At 50.4% G+C, this 629-nt stretch carries 1 rRNA gene; it reads right to left on the bottom strand.

Going from position 1 to position 629, the window contains the following annotated elements:
• Window positions 1-589 (bottom strand): 23S ribosomal RNA (locus DEAC_RS22000); the annotation flags it as partial.
• Between the last annotated feature and the right edge of the window lie 40 nt (window positions 590-629).

The raw sequence follows: 629 nt of genomic DNA, 5'->3' as shown, positions 1-629 counted from the left end.
ACCACACCGAAGTGCTGTGACTGCTTGTAAGCGTACGGTTTCAGGTTCTTTTTCACTCCTCTTCCGAGGTGCTTTTCACCTTTCCCTCACGGTACTGGTTCACTATCGGTCGCTAAGGAGTATTTAGCCTTGGGAGGTGGTCCTCCCTGCTTCCCACGGGGTTTCTCGTGTCCCGCGGTACTCAGGATTCCCTCACAGCACTCTGCTCTTTCGCTTACAGGAGTGTTACCTTCTTTGCTGAACCTTTCCAGATTTCTTCAGCTAGAACGTTGTGCCTAAAAGAGGGTCCTACAACCCCAATCCCCAAGGGGATTGGTTTGGGCTCTTCCCCGTTCGCTCGCCGCTACTTAGGGAATCGATGATTCTTTCTCTTCCTCCGGGTACTTAGATGTTTCAGTTCCCCGGGTTGTCTTCATTAACCTATGTATTCAGTTAACGATAACTGGATATGACTCCAGTTGGGTTGCCCCATTCGGGTATCCACGGATCAAAGCCTGCTTACGACTCCCCGTGGCATTTCGCTGTTAACCGCGCCCTTCTTCGACTCTTAGCGCCTAGGCATCCACCGTACGCCCTTAGTAGCTTGACCTAAATCTTTACTACATTTAGGGTTTCTCAAAACGTTGCTT

The sequence above is a fragment of the Desulfosporosinus acididurans genome, assembly GCF_001029285.1.
In the GTDB taxonomy this organism is placed as follows: domain Bacteria; phylum Bacillota; class Desulfitobacteriia; order Desulfitobacteriales; family Desulfitobacteriaceae; genus Desulfosporosinus; species Desulfosporosinus acididurans.
The sequence above is the reverse complement of the archived record's forward strand: the minus strand, read 5'-3'. Positions and strand labels throughout refer to the sequence as shown.